This window comes from Streptomyces sp. E11-3 (assembly GCF_046540415.1).
Taxonomy (GTDB): Bacteria; Actinomycetota; Actinomycetes; order Streptomycetales; family Streptomycetaceae; genus Streptomyces.
Genome location: NZ_JAZGRL010000001.1, coordinates 1519381 through 1533736, shown reverse-complemented (window position 1 = coordinate 1533736; position 14356 = coordinate 1519381). Strand labels below are relative to the sequence as shown.

10 protein-coding genes and 1 pseudogene are annotated in these 14356 nt (G+C 71.0%); 8 read left to right on the top strand and 3 right to left on the bottom strand.

Going from position 1 to position 14356, the window contains the following annotated elements:
* Nucleotides 1-189 precede the first annotated feature (189 nt).
* The gene (locus U9R90_RS07070; RefSeq protein ID WP_411055523.1) at nucleotides 190-741 is read left to right on the top strand and encodes an FHA domain-containing protein; all 552 of its coding nucleotides are present in this window, start codon (nucleotides 190-192) and stop codon (nucleotides 739-741) included.
* Here U9R90_RS07070 and treY read toward each other — a convergent pair.
* Together treY and glgX are read right to left on the bottom strand one after the other, a co-directional pair.
* Nucleotides 720-3254, bottom strand: coding sequence for a malto-oligosyltrehalose synthase (gene treY, locus U9R90_RS07065; protein ID WP_411055522.1), 2535 nt, complete (start codon nucleotides 3252-3254; stop codon nucleotides 720-722). The two genes, U9R90_RS07070 and treY, sit on opposite strands and share 22 nt — an antisense overlap.
* Before the next feature lie 72 nt (nucleotides 3255-3326).
* Nucleotides 3327-5444: a glycogen debranching protein GlgX gene (glgX, locus tag U9R90_RS07060; protein ID WP_411055521.1), complete on the bottom strand. Its 2118-nt coding sequence runs from the start codon at nucleotides 5442-5444 to the stop codon at nucleotides 3327-3329.
* 270 nt (nucleotides 5445-5714) lie between these two features.
* Between glgX and U9R90_RS07055 the strand changes: the two genes are divergently transcribed.
* Entirely contained in the window at nucleotides 5715-6968 is a 1254-nt protein-coding gene (locus U9R90_RS07055) for an SAV2148 family HEPN domain-containing protein (RefSeq protein WP_411055520.1), read from the top strand.
* A gap of 99 nt (nucleotides 6969-7067) precedes the next feature.
* Nucleotides 7068-7772 (top strand): 3'-5' exonuclease, encoded by a 705-nt coding sequence (locus U9R90_RS07050; protein ID WP_411055519.1) that lies wholly within the window; start codon nucleotides 7068-7070, stop codon nucleotides 7770-7772.
* Nucleotides 7773-7821: 49 nt separating this feature from the next.
* On the opposite strand, the gene U9R90_RS07045 is transcribed toward U9R90_RS07050, so the two are convergent.
* A complete protein-coding gene (locus U9R90_RS07045) occupies nucleotides 7822-8676 on the bottom strand; it encodes a phosphotransferase (RefSeq protein WP_411055518.1) in 855 nt (284 codons plus the stop codon).
* A gap of 70 nt (nucleotides 8677-8746) precedes the next feature.
* Between U9R90_RS07045 and mgt the strand changes: the two are divergent.
* The 5 genes and pseudogenes from mgt (at nucleotide 8747) to U9R90_RS07020 (ending at nucleotide 14320) form a co-directional block, all read left to right on the top strand.
* Nucleotides 8747-10002, top strand: a pseudogene (gene mgt / locus U9R90_RS07040) (macrolide-inactivating glycosyltransferase).
* Nucleotides 10003-10229: 227 nt separating this feature from the next.
* Nucleotides 10230-11279 carry a CDP-alcohol phosphatidyltransferase family protein gene (locus tag U9R90_RS07035; protein ID WP_411055517.1) on the top strand — a complete coding sequence of 350 codons (1050 nt, stop codon included), beginning with the start codon at nucleotides 10230-10232 and terminating at the stop codon, nucleotides 11277-11279.
* A 242-nt stretch (nucleotides 11280-11521) separates the two neighbouring features.
* Nucleotides 11522-12727 carry a S8 family peptidase gene (locus U9R90_RS07030; protein ID WP_411055516.1) on the top strand — a complete coding sequence of 402 codons (1206 nt, stop codon included), beginning with the start codon at nucleotides 11522-11524 and terminating at the stop codon, nucleotides 12725-12727.
* A gap of 792 nt (nucleotides 12728-13519) precedes the next feature.
* A complete protein-coding gene (locus tag U9R90_RS07025) occupies nucleotides 13520-14086 on the top strand; it encodes a GNAT family N-acetyltransferase (RefSeq protein WP_411055515.1) in 567 nt (188 codons plus the stop codon).
* Between the two features lie 150 nt (nucleotides 14087-14236).
* Nucleotides 14237-14320 (top strand): putative leader peptide, encoded by an 84-nt coding sequence (locus U9R90_RS07020; RefSeq protein ID WP_309471194.1) that lies wholly within the window; start codon nucleotides 14237-14239, stop codon nucleotides 14318-14320.
* Nucleotides 14321-14356 lie beyond the last annotated feature (36 nt).

The following is a 14356-nucleotide window of genomic DNA, read 5'->3' as shown; positions in this document are numbered from 1 at the left end:
GGGGACACGTCGACGAACTTCATGGCTCTCGCCTCCTTCCTGCGATGCTGGCGCCGCGGCGACGATACGGGCAACGCGCCGTCCCGTCCAGCGTATTGATCGGCCAGCGCGTGGTTCGCGCAGGTCAGGGAAGGGGCGGAAGTTCCGGGTCTGCTGGACACTCCGGCCGCGCTACCCGACAATCGCGAGGTGACATCGTCCTTCGAGTTCCCTACGCACCCCGAGCGGGTCTCTGACGCCGAGCGCGACAAGGCGCTTCAGCTGCTGCGCGACGGCGCGGTGCAGGGCAGGCTGTCACACGACACCTTCGTACGCCGGATGGGGCTCGCGCTCGGCGCCCGCAGGCTGGACGAGCTCACCGCGCTCACCGCCGACCTGCCCCAGCGGCAGGGCCGGCTGACGCGGCTGGTGACCGGTGCGGTCGGTTCGGTGTCCGCGTTCACGGTACGGGTGCGCAGGGCCTGGCAGGCCGAGCGGCTGCCGAAGCTGCTGCTCCCGACACCGGCGCCGTACCCGCTGCGGATCGGCCGCGACCCGGCCAGCGGGCTGCGGCTCAGCCATGAGTCCGTCTCCCGGGCCCACGCCGAACTGCGGGAGCAGAGTGGCCGATGGGTGCTGTACGACCTCGGCTCGACCAACGGCACCACCGTGAACGGCAGGCGGGTGATCGGGGCCGCCGTCGTCCAGGAGGGCGACCAGGTGTCCTTCGGCTCCGTGAGCTATCTGCTCTCCGTGCGGTGAACCGCGCGTAGCAGCGCCACCGGGCGCCGGGCGAAGAGTTCACCCACGCGCGCGTGCCCGGACAAGGGGACCCGTTCCTCTTCGGGGGCGAGCAGGTCGACAAAGCGACCGTCGGGCAGTGGCAGCTCGGTGTCGCGCCAGCCGCCCCCGTCGGACAGCCGCAGCGGCAGCCGGGTCACCGCGGTCACCACACAGCCCGAGCGGGTGAAGGCGACACAGTGGTCGGCGGCCGGGCCGCGCGCCCACAGCGGTCCGTACGTCGCTGTCTCGCCGAAGGCCCCCGGGAGCGCGCGTCGCAGGCGTAGCGCGGTGACCGTCAGCGCCAGCTTCTCCTCGTCGAGGTCGCACGGCTCACGGGCGCTCGCGAGCCGCTCAAGGCGGGCCGTATCGAAGCGGACCGGGCGCCGGTTGTCCGGGTCGACCAGGGTCGCACCGTCGTACTCCGTGCCCTGGTAGAGGTCGGGGACCCCCGGCATCGTCAGGTGCAGCAGCGCGGCGCCGAGCACGTTGGCGCGTACCCAGGGGCGCAGTTCGGCCGCGAACTCCAGGAGAGCGGCCAGCGGCGGCCCGGACGTCGCCGCGTCCACGAAGGCCGTCAACGCACCCTCGTAGCACGCGTCCTGCTCGGTCCAGCTGGTGAACAGGCCCGCCTCGCGCGCGTGCTTCACCATGGCCTGCCGCAGCCGGTCACCAGGCGGATCGGCCGTACGGGCGGCCGGGTCGGCCGTAGGGGCGGCCAAGTCGTCCAGCCCCAGCCCCACCCCCGTTCCCAGTGCCCGCGCGAAGCCGACCGCCGTCTGCCAGGTGGCCCACGCGAGCTGCGGATCGGGCGGCTGCCCACCCTCGCGGCGCGCGGCCAGGGCCGTGACCTGGGCGACGAACTCCGCCCACCGCCCCGGGCATTCGCTGAGCACGGCGATCCCCGCCCGCACCTCCGCGCTGCGCTTGGTGTCGTGCGTGGACAGCACTGTGCCGGTGGTCGGCCAGTCACGCTGCACGCGCGCGCAGTACGCGTGGAACTCCCCAGGGGACACGGCGGGCCGCCCCGGGTTGCCGCCCACCTCAGCGGCCGACACCAGCGGCACATAGCGGTAGAAGGCGGTGTCCTCGACCGCCTTGGCGCGCAGCGCGGACGCGGTCTGCGCGAACCGGGCCCGCAGTTCCCACCGCTCCGGGCCGCCGCTGTCGCCCCCCGCCCCCAGCAGCAGATCCCGTACGTCGTCGACCGCCTCCGCCTCATCGGCCACCGTGAACGCGGCCTTCGCCTCGCGCGCGGCCCGCTCGGTCAGTACGGCCCTGGCGGCGGCCCCGGTGCCGTACGGGCGGTACACCGGTATCCGTACGAGGAGTTCGCACAGCGCGGTGCGCAGCGCCCAGGGGGCGTGGTCGCGCCGCGCGAGATCGGCGGCGAGGCAGTGGGCGGCGCCGCGCGCGAGCCGGTCGACCTCGGCGGCCAGCTCGTGGGTGACGACCCGGTACGCGGCACGGCGCACCGTCGGCTCCCAGTCGCCGCCCCGGTCGGCGGCGGGTCCGGCGAAGTCGCGGTAGTGCGCGACGAGTTCGCCCGCGCCCGTCGGGTCCGCGAACAGGCCGTCGACGTGCCGCAGCGCGTCATAGCCGGTGGTGCCCGCGACCGGCCAGGAGGCGGGCAGCCGCTCGCCGTCGGCCAGGATCTTCTCGACGACCGTCCAGCGCCCGCTGGTGGCCTCGTGCAGTCGTGTCAGGTACGCACCCGGGTCGGCGAGCCCGTCCGGGTGGTCCACCCGCAGCCCGTCCACCACGTCTTCGCGCAGCAGCCGCAGCAGCGTGCCGTGGGTCGCGTCGAAGACCTCGGGGTCCTCGACCCGTACCCCGATCAGCTCGGAAATGGTGAAGAAGCGGCGGTAGTTGAGCTCGGTACGGGCCAGCCGCCACCAGGCCAGGCGGTACCACTGCGCGTCCAGGAGCGCGGGCAGCGGCAGGTGCGCGGTGCCCGCGCGCAGCGGGAACGCGTGCGCGTGGTAGCGCAACACCTCACCCTCCACGCGCACTTCGTCGAGCTCGTCGCCGATCCGGCGCCCGAGCACCGGCAGCAGCAGCCGTCCGCCGTGTGCCTCCCAGTCGATGTCGAACCAGCGCGCGTACGGCGAGCGCGGGCCCTCGCGCAGCACCTCCCACAGCGCCCGGTTGTGGCGCGGCACGGCGGCCATGTGGTTCGGCACGATGTCCAGCACCAGGCCGAGGCCGTGCGCGTGCGCGGCCGCCGCCAGCGCGCGCAGCCCCGGCTCACCGCCGAGTTCGGCCCGTACGCGCGCGTGGTCCACGACGTCGTAGCCGTGCGTGGACCCCGGAACGGCCTCCAGCACCGGAGACAGGTGCAGATGCGAGACACCGAGCGCGGCCAGATACGGGACGGCGGCCTCGGCCGCGGCGAACGGGAACGCGGGCTGGAGCTGCAGGCGGTACGTGGCGGAGGGCGGCGCGAGAGAGCGTACGGGCGGCGCGAGGGGCCGTACGGGCGACTCAGGGCTCATGCGAACGTATGTACCCGCCCCGCCGGCTTTTGTGTCCTCAGCGCCTGGGCGTGATGAGTGCCGGCCCCGCCCTCAGGCAGGCCGCTGCAACACCGTAAGGCTGCGGTCGAGCAGCATCAGCCGGTCCCCGGCCCGCACCTTGGGGCCGGTCTTCGGCGGCACCCCGTCCGGCCGCGCGGTGTCGGCGACCACCTGCCACTGGCGGCCGTGATTGACCGGAACCACCAACTCCAGCGGCTCGGCTGCGGCGTTGAACATCAGCAGGAACGAGTCGTCCTGGATGCGCTCCCCGCGCAGACCCGGCTCCGAGATCGCGTTGCCGTTGAGGAACACGGTCAGCGCGCCGGCGCGGGCCCGGCTCCAGTCGCGGTGCTGCATCTCCTCGCCCTCGGGCGTGAACCACGCGATGTCGGAGAGCTCGTCGTGGGTGCCCTCCACGGGCCGCCCGTGGAAGAACCTGCGCCTGCGGAACACCGGGTGGTCGCGGCGCAGCCACGCCATCGCGCGGGTGAACTCCAGCAGGGTGTCGGGCTCTTCGCCCGGCTCGGGCCAGTGCACCCAGGCCAGCTCGCTGTCCTGGCAGTACGCGTTGTTGTTGCCGCGTTGCGTGCGCCCCAACTCGTCGCCGTGCGACAGCATCGGCACACCCTGCGACAGCATCAGGGTGGCGATGAAGTTCCGCGCCTGCCGCGCGCGCAGCACCCGTACGGCCGGATCGTCACTGTCGCCCTCGGCGCCGCAGTTCCAGGACCGGTTGTGGCTCTCGCCGTCGCGGTTGTCCTCGCCGTTGGCCTCGTTGTGCTTCTCGTTGTACGACACCAGGTCGCGCAGCGTGAAACCGTCATGGCAGGTCACGAAGTTGATCGAGGCGAGCGGACGGCGCCCGTCGTCCTGGTACAGGTCGGACGATCCGGTCAGCCGGGACGCGAACTCCGCGAGCTGGCGCGGCTCACCGCGCCACAGGTCCCGTACGGTGTCGCGGTACTTGCCGTTCCACTCGGTCCACATCGGGGGGAAGTTCCCCACCTGGTAGCCGCCTTCGCCGACGTCCCACGGCTCCGCGATCAGCTTCACCTGGCTGACCACGGGGTCCTGCTGCACCAGGTCGAAGAACGAGGACAGCCGGTCCACCTCGTGGAACTGCCGGGCCAGCGTGGCCGCGAGGTCGAAGCGGAAGCCGTCCACGCGCATCTCGGTGACCCAGTACCGCAGCGAGTCCATGATCAGCTGCAGGACGTGCGGGGAGCGCATCAGGAGTGAATTGCCCGTGCCCGTGGTGTCCGTGTAATAGCGGCGGTCGTCCGCGAGGCGGTAGTACGAGGCGTTGTCCAGACCCCGGAAGGAGAGCGTGGGCCCCAGGTGGTTGCCCTCCGCCGTGTGGTTGTAGACCACATCCAGGATCACCTCGATCCCGGCCTCGTGCAGGGCGCGTACCGCCGACTTGAACTCCAGGACCTGCTGGCCACGGTCGCCCCAGGAGGCGTAGGTGTTGTGCGGGGCGAAGAAGCCGATGGTGTTGTAGCCCCAGTAGTTGCTGAGCCCCTGGTCGGCCAGCCGGTGGTCGTTCACGAACTGGTGCACCGGCATCAACTCCAGAGCCGTGACCCCCAGTTTGGTGAGGTGTTCGATCACCGCGGGGTGCGCGAGGGCCGCGTACGTCCCGCGCAGGTCGTCGGGGAGGTCCGGGTGGAGCATCGTCAGGCCCTTCACATGGGCCTCGTAGAGCACTGTCTCGTTGTACGGGGTGCGCGGCGGGCGGTCGTCGGCCCAGTCGAAGTACGGGTTGACCACCACGGACGTCATCATGTGCGGGGCGGAGTCCAGGTCGTTGCGCCGCTCGGGCGCCCCGAAGTGGTAGCTGTAGACCTCCTCGCCCCAGTCGATGTGACCGCTCACGGCGCGCGCGTACGGGTCCAGGAGCAGCTTCGCCGAGTTGCAGCGCTGCCCGCGCTCGGGGGCGTACGGGCCATGCGCGCGGAAGCCGTACCGCTGGCCAGGCATGATGCCGGGCAGGTAGGCGTGCCGGACGAACGCGTCGATCTCGCGGAGCTCGACGGCCGTCTCCGAGCCGTCGTCGTGCAGCAGACACAGCTCGACACGGTCGGCGGCCTCCGAGAAGACCGCGAAGTTGGTCCCGGCGCCGTCGTACGTGGCACCGAGCGGATACGCCTGTCCAGGCCAGACCTGCATGGATACGACTCTTCCACTTCCCGCCCGGAGACTTGGGCCCACTTCGCCCGGAGACCTCCGAAAGTACTGGAACTTTCCGGGAGTTGGGATCACCTTACGGGTGACGGAAGATGAACGGGGCGCCCTGGACGAGGCGGTGGGAGCACCCGCGGCCGAGGAGTGCGCCCATCGGGCTGCATCGCCCGCCGCTCGCGGAGTACCCTTCCTTGATCGTGAACGGGGTCCGGCAGGGGGCTCACAGGAGTCTCAGGGGCGGAAGGCGGTGCACGGGTGAGCTCGGGAGGGCTGGAGCTTCCCCCAGGCGATTCGGGTAGGGACTCGGGTCGCGAGGGGGACTCCATGGAGGTTCCGCCCTCAGCGGTCTCGCTGGCGCGTCCGATGGACACAGGGAACCAGATCGGACCCGAACTGGACTGGGGCAGCGACGCCTGGCGCGAGGTGCGTACGCGCGCCCAACGCGCCGGGCGGGCCTACATCTGGCTGAACCTGGTGGAGCAGCGGCTGCGCGCGGTCGTCGCCGCCGTACTGCGCCCGGTCTACGAGCCGGTGCACGGCGAGGACTGGGTGGTCGCGGCGGCCGGGCCCGCGGGGCAGGAGTGGGTGCAGCGCGCCGTCGCGGTACGCGAGGTCAGCCGCCGCAAGGGGTACTTGCTGGACCCCGCGGACGACAACGTCCTGAGCTTCCTCACGCTGCCGCAGCTGCGCGAGCTGATGGTGCAGCACTGGCCGTGCTTCGAGCCGTACTTCGACGACCGCAGGGATGTCGAACTGGCCCTGGACGAGCTGGAGGTCACCCGCAACGTCGTGTCGCGCAACCGCGCGCTCTCCCAGGCGGTGCTGTCCCAGGCGGAGCGTGCCGCGTCCCGGCTCCTGGAGATATTGGGGGCCGACTCCGACGTGCCCTCGTCCCGCAGGCTGCCCGTCGACGCCGTGGAGGACCTGGTCGGCGACCGGTACGCGGACGTGGTGGGGGTGCACTCGGACCGGGTGCGGCTGCTGGGCCAGTTCCCGGCCGAGGACCTCTTCGGCGAGGCGCGGCGCCTGGACGCCATCGGAATAGGCCTGAACCTCCTGGTGCAGAACTTCTCCGGCCGTCGCCTGGTGCGGCTCGCGGAGGCCGGCTGCCGGGTGCGGCTGCTGTTCCTGAATCCGGCGAGCAGCGCGGTCAGGCGCCGGGAGCGGGAGCTGGGGCTGAAGAAGGGGGAGCTGAGCCGTGCGGTGGAGATGAACATCCTCCATATGCGGCGGGTGCGCTCGCGGCTGCGCGACCCGGACGCCTTCGAGATCCAGGTGTTCGACGAGACCCCGCGCTTCACGGCCTACCTCGTCGACGGGGACGGTCCGGACGGCATCGCGATCGTGCAGTCCTATCTGCGCAGGACCCGCGGGATGGAGGCGCCGGTCCTGGTGCTGCGCGGCGGGGGCCGGGTGGTGAAGGCCGGTGAGAGCGGTGAGCACGGGCTCTTCGCGACCTACCGCGAGGAGTTCGAGGCGGCGTGGGCGGACTCGCGGCCGGTGTCCTGAGCGGGCCTGAGGCGGTGTCCTGAGGGCGTTGTCAGTGGCGCGTGCGAGGGTGGAGCCCAGATGGAACACGGGGGAGCACCACTAAGGAGGGGGGCCACTATGGGCTGGCACCAGGAGCTGCTGATCGGCTTTGACCTGGAGACCACGGGCACCGACCCGCGCGAGGCGCGGATCGTGACAGGGGCGCTGGTGGAGGTCAAGGACGGGGAGCCGACAGGGCGGCGCGAATGGCTGGCCGATCCGGGGGTCGTGATCCCGCAGGACGCCGTGGACGTGCACGGGATCACCAACGAACGGGCGGCGGCCGAGGGGCGCCCGGCCGACCAGGTCGCCGACGAACTGGCCGGGGCGCTCACGGGCTACTGGCTCGCGGGCGTTCCGGTGGTGGCGTACAACGCGGCCTTCGATCTGTCCCTGCTCGCGGCCGAGCTCAGGCGGCACGGCCTGCCGTCCCTGCGCGAGCGGCTGGGCGGCACCGACCCCGCACCGGTCGTCGACCCGTACACGATCGACCGCGCCGTGGACAAGTACCGCAAGGGCAAGCGCACGCTGGAAGCCGTCTGCGCGGAGTACGGCGTCGCGCTGGACTCGGCGCACCACGCGCTGGCGGACGCGCTGGCCGCGGTCCAGGTCGCCCGCGCGATAGCCGAGCGGCATCCGAAGGTCGCCTCGGTCGGCCCCGCGGAGCTGCACCGCAGACAGATCGAGTGGTACGCGCAGTGGGCCGCCAGCTTCCAGGACTTCCTGCGCCGCAAGGGCAACGCCGACGCGGTCGTGGACGGGCAGTGGCCGCTGCGCGACTGACGCCGAAGCGAGGTGTCCGCGCTGGCGCCGGGGGTTCAGGAACAGGCTCTCAGAACGGGTACCAGCGCACCCCGGTGTCGCCGTCGCGCAGTGACGCGACCCGGCGTGCGAACTCCGCCAGGGCCCGGGGGTTGCTCGGCGCGTGCTGCGCCACCCAGGCGCAGCTCGCGGTCTCCCGCGCCCCGCGCAGCACGGCGCAGCCCTCCCACTCCCGGACGTCCCACCCGTACTGGGATGTGAAGGCGTCGTAGGCCGAGCCGGGCGTCCCGTACCGGTCCCGGGACAGCGCCATCACCACCAGGTCGTGCTCACGGAAGTCGGCGGAGAACGTCTCCAGGTCCACGAGTACGGGACCGTCCGTGCCGACGTGGACGTTGCGGGGGAGTGCGTCACCGTGGATGGGTCCCACCGGCAGATGCGGTACCAGTGTCGCCGCGGCGGCCGCGAAACCGTCCCGGCGCTCGCGCAGATACTCCGCGTCGGCCGGGGAGATCGCCTCGCCCGCGAGCCGTAGCCAGCGCTCGACGCCGCCGAGCAGCTCACGGCGCGGCAGTACGAAGGACGGCGAGGGCAGGGCGTGCACCAGCCGGAGCAGTGCGGCCAGATCGCCCGGCTCGGCGGGGCGTACGGGCTCCGCCAGCCGGTACCACAGGGTGACCGGATGCCCGTCCACGGAGCGGGGTTCCGGCTCGGCGGCCCGTACGGCGGGGACGCCCGACTTCTCCAGCCACCCCGCGACACGCAGCTCGCGCCCGGCGCGGTCGAGTAGCTCGGGTGCCGCGCGCCCCACCTTGACCACCAGCTCGCCGGAGGCGAACACCGCGTTCTCGCCCAGCGCGAGCAGCTCGGCGTCCCGGGCCAGACCCGCTGTGGCCAGCACATCCCTTGCGCGCGCCTCGTCCATCACGTGCCTCCCGCAGTGCCGCCGTACTCGCGTCGTTCGCGACAGTCTCGCAAGCCTCGGAGGTAAACACTTGCACGAGACGTATCGTCTCGCTAAAGTTCGACCATGACCAGTCGCAAGCCTGCCCATATCGCCATGTTCTCCATCGCCGCCCACGGGCATGTGAACCCGAGCCTCGAAGTGATCCGGGAGCTCGTCGCCCGCGGGCACCGCGTCACCTACGCGATCCCCGAGTCCTTCGCCGAGAAGGTCGCCGCCGTCGGTGCCGAGCCCAGGATCTGGCGCTCGACGCTGCCCACCGACGGCGACCCGGACGCCTGGGGCACCGAACTCGTCGACAACCTGGAGCCGTTCCTGATCGACGCGGTCCAGGCGCTGCCGCAGCTCGCCGACCGCTACGCGGGCGACGAACCGGACCTGGTGCTCTACGACATCACGGCCTACCCGGCGCGCGTACTCGCGCATCGCTGGGACGTCCCGATCGTGCAGTTCTCGCCGAACCTGGTGGCCTGGAAGGGGTACGAGGAGGAGGTCGCCGGGGCGATGTTCCACTCACTCAAGCAGAGCCCGCGGGGCAAGGCGTTCTACGACGACTTCGCCGCGTGGATCGCCGAGAACGGCCTGGACCTCGACGTCGAGCGCTTCATGGGCCACCCCGACCGGTGCGTCGTCGTGATCCCCAAGGCGCTGCAGCCGAACGCCGACCGGGTCGACGAGACCGTCTACACCTTTGTCGGCGCCTGCCAGGGCGACCGCGGCGAGCAGGAGGCCTGGCAGCGCCCGGAAGGCGCCGAGAAGGTCGCGCTGGTCTCGCTCGGCTCCTCCTTCACCAAGCAGCCCGCGTTCTACCGCGCCTGTGTGGAGGCCTTCCGCGAGCTGCCCGACTGGCATCTCGTCCTGCAGATCGGCAAGCACGTCCAGGTGGACGAGCTCGGCGAACTCCCCGTCAATGTCGAGGTGCACAGCTGGGTGCCGCAGCTCGCCATCCTCCGGCAGGCCGATGTCTTCATCACCCACGCGGGAGCGGGCGGCAGCCAGGAGGGCCTCGCCACGGCCACCCCGATGGTCGCGGTTCCGCAGGCCGTCGACCAGTTCGGCAACGCCGACATGCTGCAGGCGCTCGGCGTCGCGCGCCACGTCCCGACCGAGGAGGCGACGCCCGAGACGCTGCACCAGGCGGTGCTCGAGCTCACCGGCGACCGGCAGGTCGCCGAGCGGCTGCGGGAGCTCCAGCGGCAGACGGCCCAGGAGGGAGGCACCCAGCGCGCGGCGGACCTGATCGAGGCCGAACTTCCCGGCTGGGCCGCAGGCGCCGGGCGCCCCTGATCCGACCCCGATCCGATCTGCCGTACGGGCCGCCACCAGCGGGTATCACGCTACGGGCGGCGGAATGCCACGCTCCGTAGCGGCCCGTCGGCCTGATCGGGCCGTCGACACCCACGGCAATCCAGACCGATACCCCCGACGAAAGGTTGTACGGGCCGAATCTTGTTCCTTGGTCAACCATCTCCTTAACGTGAGGCGAACTGACCACGAACAGCAGGAAGTTGGCCATGCGCCGAGAGATGCCCCCGCTCAACGAGGTACGCCGGATCACCCAGAAGAAGCGCGACGCCTGGTGGACCGTGCTGCTGGTGGACCCGCTCGCCACGCCGCTGGTTCGCCAGACCGCGATGCGGACCCGGATCACCCCGAACCAGATCACCTGGGGCGCGTTCCTCCTGGGGCTTGTTTCCGCCGCGTGCTTCGCGTTCGGGGATTGGCGCTGGCTGATCGCCGGTGCGGTGCTGTACCACCTGAGCTTCGTGCTCGACTGCATGGACGGCAAGGTCGCCCGGCTCACCGGCACCGGCTCGGTCTTCGGCGCCTGGCTGGACTTCGTCTTCGACCGCATCCGGGTCATGATCTGTGCGGTCGCACTGATGGCGGGTCAGTACCAGCGCACCGGCGAGACGGTCTACATCTGGCTCGCGCTCGCGGTCGTCTTCCTCGACGGGTTGCGTTACATAAACTCGCTGGAAATCTTCAAGACGCGGCACACGATGCGCAAGCAGATCAAGGCGCGAGTGCGACAGGCGCGCAAGGCCGAAAACCAGTCAGAACTCGCCTTTATGGAAGACCTGCTCCGCAACAACCCCGAAGCCGACATCGAGCAGGATCTCCAGGCGGCCCGCGCCGACGCCGCGCCGGAGGCCGCGACCACGCCGGACGCCGAAGCCGCGCCGGTCACCGCCCACGCGGCCCCGGACATCCAGCCGACCCCGGAAGGCCAGGCCACCCTCGGCGAGCCCGCCTCCCGGCCGACGGCGCAAGTCGTCGACCTGCACCAGGAGTTCCGGCGCCGTTTCCCCTGGTACCTGCGGCTGCGCTCGTTCCTGCTGCGGCACCGGGTCCGGGCCCACCTGGTCAGCGGCATCGAGTTCCAGATGGCCGTCTTCATCGTCGGCCCGCTCTTCGACGTCATCATGCCCGCCACCATCGTCGCGGGAGCCCTGCTGCTGGTCTTCGAGCTCGCCATCATCTACAAGCTGCTGCTCTCCACCCGGGACTTCGCGCGCACCCTCGACTCCTTCGAAGCGGGCAGCAAGGGCCTCGCGGCCTGAGCCAATTGGCCGCACACAACACCATCGGAGGCGCTCTGCGATTTGCGCAGAGCGCCCGATTTATTATTACGAAGGCTTGTTGAACAAGTCACAGGTGTATGTAGGTATTGATCTGGGCGCGTCAATCCGACAGGGTTTCGATCCAACCCCCGGAGATCTTCCGGGTCTACGGGGGTTGCTGCAGCAACCTTTCTGCACACCCCCCACACAACCCCCCACAGACCAAGAGGAGTTACCTCTTCATGGCAAGTCACAAGCGCGCCCGCACGATGAAGCTCACCGCGGCGATAGCCACCGCTGCCACCGCGGTCGGTGTCTCGCTGATCGTCATCCCGCAGGCGGGCGCAGCCCCTGCCGAAGGCACGGTGTACGGCGCCGGCGTCGAGGGTGCCATCAGCGGCAGCTACATCGTCCTGCTGGACGAGAAGGCCAAGAAGGGCGAGAAGAAGGACCTGGCCAAGGAGTACGGCGGCGCCCTGAAGCGTAACTACGCCTCCGCGGTCAACGGCTTCTCCGCCTCCGGCCTCAGCGAGACCGAGGCCAAGCGCCTGGCCGCCGACCCGTCCGTCGCCAAGGTCGTCCAGAACAAGAAGTTCACGATCAACGAGACCCAGGACAACCCGCCGTCCTGGGGCCTGGACCGCATCGACCAGGCCGGGACCGAGGGCGACGACAAGTACACCTACCCTGACACCGCGGGTGAGGGCGTCACCGCCTACGTGATCGACACCGGTGTCCGCATCACCCACGAGGACTTCGGTGGCCGCGCCCGGCACGGCTTCGACGCCGTCGACAACGACGACACCGCCGACGACGGCAACGGCCACGGCACGCACGTCGCGGGCACCATCGCGGGCGCCGCGCACGGCGTCGCCAAGAAGGCCGACATCGTCGCCGTCCGGGTACTCGACGACAACGGCTCCGGCACCACCGAAGGCGTCATCGCCGGCATCGACTGGGTCACCGAGAACCACGAGGGCCCGTCCGTCGCCAACATGAGCCTCGGCGGCGGCGCCGACGAGGCCCTCGACGAGGCCGTCCGCAAGTCCATCGCGGCCGGTGTCACCTACGGTGTCGCGGCCGGCAACGAGTCCAGCGACGCGAGCCAGGGCTCCCCGGCCCGCGTCGAGGAGGCCATCACGGTCGCCTCGTCGACCAACGCCGACGAGCAGTCGAGCTTCTCCAACTACGGCTCGATCGTGGACCTCTACGCTCCCGGCTCGGACATCACGTCCGCCTGGAACGACTCGGACAGCGGCACCAAGACCATCTCCGGTACGTCGATGGCCACCCCCCACGTGGTCGGCGCCGCCGCCCTCCACCTGGCCGGGAACCCGGACGCCACCCCCGAGCAGGTCGCCACAGCCCTGACCGAGGGCGCGACCGCGGACGCGATCAGCAATCCGACCGAGGGCACGCCCAACCTGCTCCTGAAGGTCGCCGAGTAATCGCCTGACGGAGCCGAGCGGCTCCATCGAGACCGGCGGCCGTCGTGCCCACCCCCACGGGGCATGGCGGCCGCCTTCTCGGTCTGCCCAGGTTCCCGGTCCGCGCCCGCNCGTGGTCGTGCCCGGCGAGCAACTCGCTCAGCTTCACAGGGGTCCTCTCAGGGTGCGGCCGACCCGCCGGGTCGCGGGAAGCGACACCGGCGGTACGCCAGGGGCGCGGGCGCAGGGGGGTCGTGCGGGAGGGGGGATGTGCGGTTCAGGGATGCGCGGTGCGGAGCCCGCGGAACCCTTCCGCAGAGGCTCAGGAGGAGGCCGCGGTACGCCGGGTCCGCCGTGGAGGTGCTTCCTGCGGGCGCTTGGGCATGGCAGGAAGGGGGAGGCGGGAGAACCGCATGCGCGGGCCCGTCGGGAAAGTTGCTAGCCGTGACCGTGCAGCGCACGGCAGCGCGCCCGGGGCGCGACGGGACCCAGCGGTTGAAGGGCCCGGACCGGGCTCTCCGTCGCCGTATGTGTATGTCCCATACGGAGAGTGTACGTGCCCGGAGCGCCCGCCCCTGCGGGAACGGAGTGTGCGCCCGACCGACTCCGGGTCGTGGTCGGGCGCGTCGCGGGCGGTGGCCGCCCAGGGAAGAAGCCGACCGGGACGGTACGGCCGGGACGGAACGGTCGGACGGAACGGGCCGGGGTCGAACGGAGCCGTACCACCGTAGAACGCGCTTGCTGGGAACGGGGCCCGTTGCCAGAACCACAGCGGCTTGGGCCGGTACGGACACGCGTGGTTCCCTGGCGCCCATGAACATCACCGTCACCACGTGGTCCCTGGAGCAGACGTCCCCGGCCGACCTGCACTCCGCCGCCGTCCCCGAGGGAGACGTGCGGATCGTGCGCTCCGAGGTGCCCTCGCCGGAGTTCAGCCGCTTCCTCTATACGGCCGTCGGCCAGGACATCCGCTGGACTGACCGGCTGGCACTCGGCTACGACCAGTGGCGCGAGCAGCTGGAGCGCCCGGGAGTCGAGACCTGGGTCGCCTATGAGAAGGGGACACCCGCCGGGTACGTCGAGCTGGAGGCCCAGGAGGAGGGGTCCGTCGAGATCGTCTACTTCGGACTGATCCCGGCCTTCCGGGGGCGGCGGATCGGCGGTCACCTACTCTCGTATGGCACGGCGCGGGCCTGGGACCTCGCCGAGCGGTGGGAGGGGATCACCCCGACGAAGCGGGTGTGGGTCCACACCTGCAGCAAGGACGGGCCCCACGCCATGGACAACTACCTGCGGCGCGGATTCCGGCTCTTCGACACCAAGGTCGAGGAGGAGCCCGACGTCGCCACGCCCGGACCGTGGACCGGGGCGCAGGGCTGACCACGGCACCCACGGCGCTCAGGGCGCTCACGGCATCCGCGGCACCCACGGAGCGTGACCAACGGCACACTGTCCCAAGATCCGGGACAGTGTTGTCCACATGTCGGACTAAGGTGGACTGAGTCTAAAGTCCCATGCCAGGCTTCCGTCATGTCTCGAGCTGGAATTGCCTTGGTGAGTCGGCGGCACGTCGACCTCGGCCGCATGTCCAGCGCCATTTGTCCGGCGGGCTGACAGACCAGCTCTCACCGCCGTATCCCCTTACCTGAC

Coding starts and splice junctions, on each gene's coding strand:
- treY (WP_411055522.1), bottom strand. CDS start 3,254: ATGAGCCCTGAGTCGCCCGTACGGCCCCTCGCGCCGCCCGTACGCTCT.
- U9R90_RS07025 (WP_411055515.1), top strand. CDS start 13,520: ATGAACATCACCGTCACCACGTGGTCCCTGGAGCAGACGTCCCCGGCC.
- U9R90_RS07050 (WP_411055519.1), top strand. CDS start 7,068: ATGGGCTGGCACCAGGAGCTGCTGATCGGCTTTGACCTGGAGACCACG.
- glgX (WP_411055521.1), bottom strand. CDS start 5,444: ATGCAGGTCTGGCCTGGACAGGCGTATCCGCTCGGTGCCACGTACGAC.
- U9R90_RS07030 (WP_411055516.1), top strand. CDS start 11,522: ATGGCAAGTCACAAGCGCGCCCGCACGATGAAGCTCACCGCGGCGATA.
- U9R90_RS07045 (WP_411055518.1), bottom strand. CDS start 8,676: ATGGACGAGGCGCGCGCAAGGGATGTGCTGGCCACAGCGGGTCTGGCC.
- U9R90_RS07020 (WP_309471194.1), top strand. CDS start 14,237: ATGTCTCGAGCTGGAATTGCCTTGGTGAGTCGGCGGCACGTCGACCTC.
- U9R90_RS07035 (WP_411055517.1), top strand. CDS start 10,230: ATGCGCCGAGAGATGCCCCCGCTCAACGAGGTACGCCGGATCACCCAG.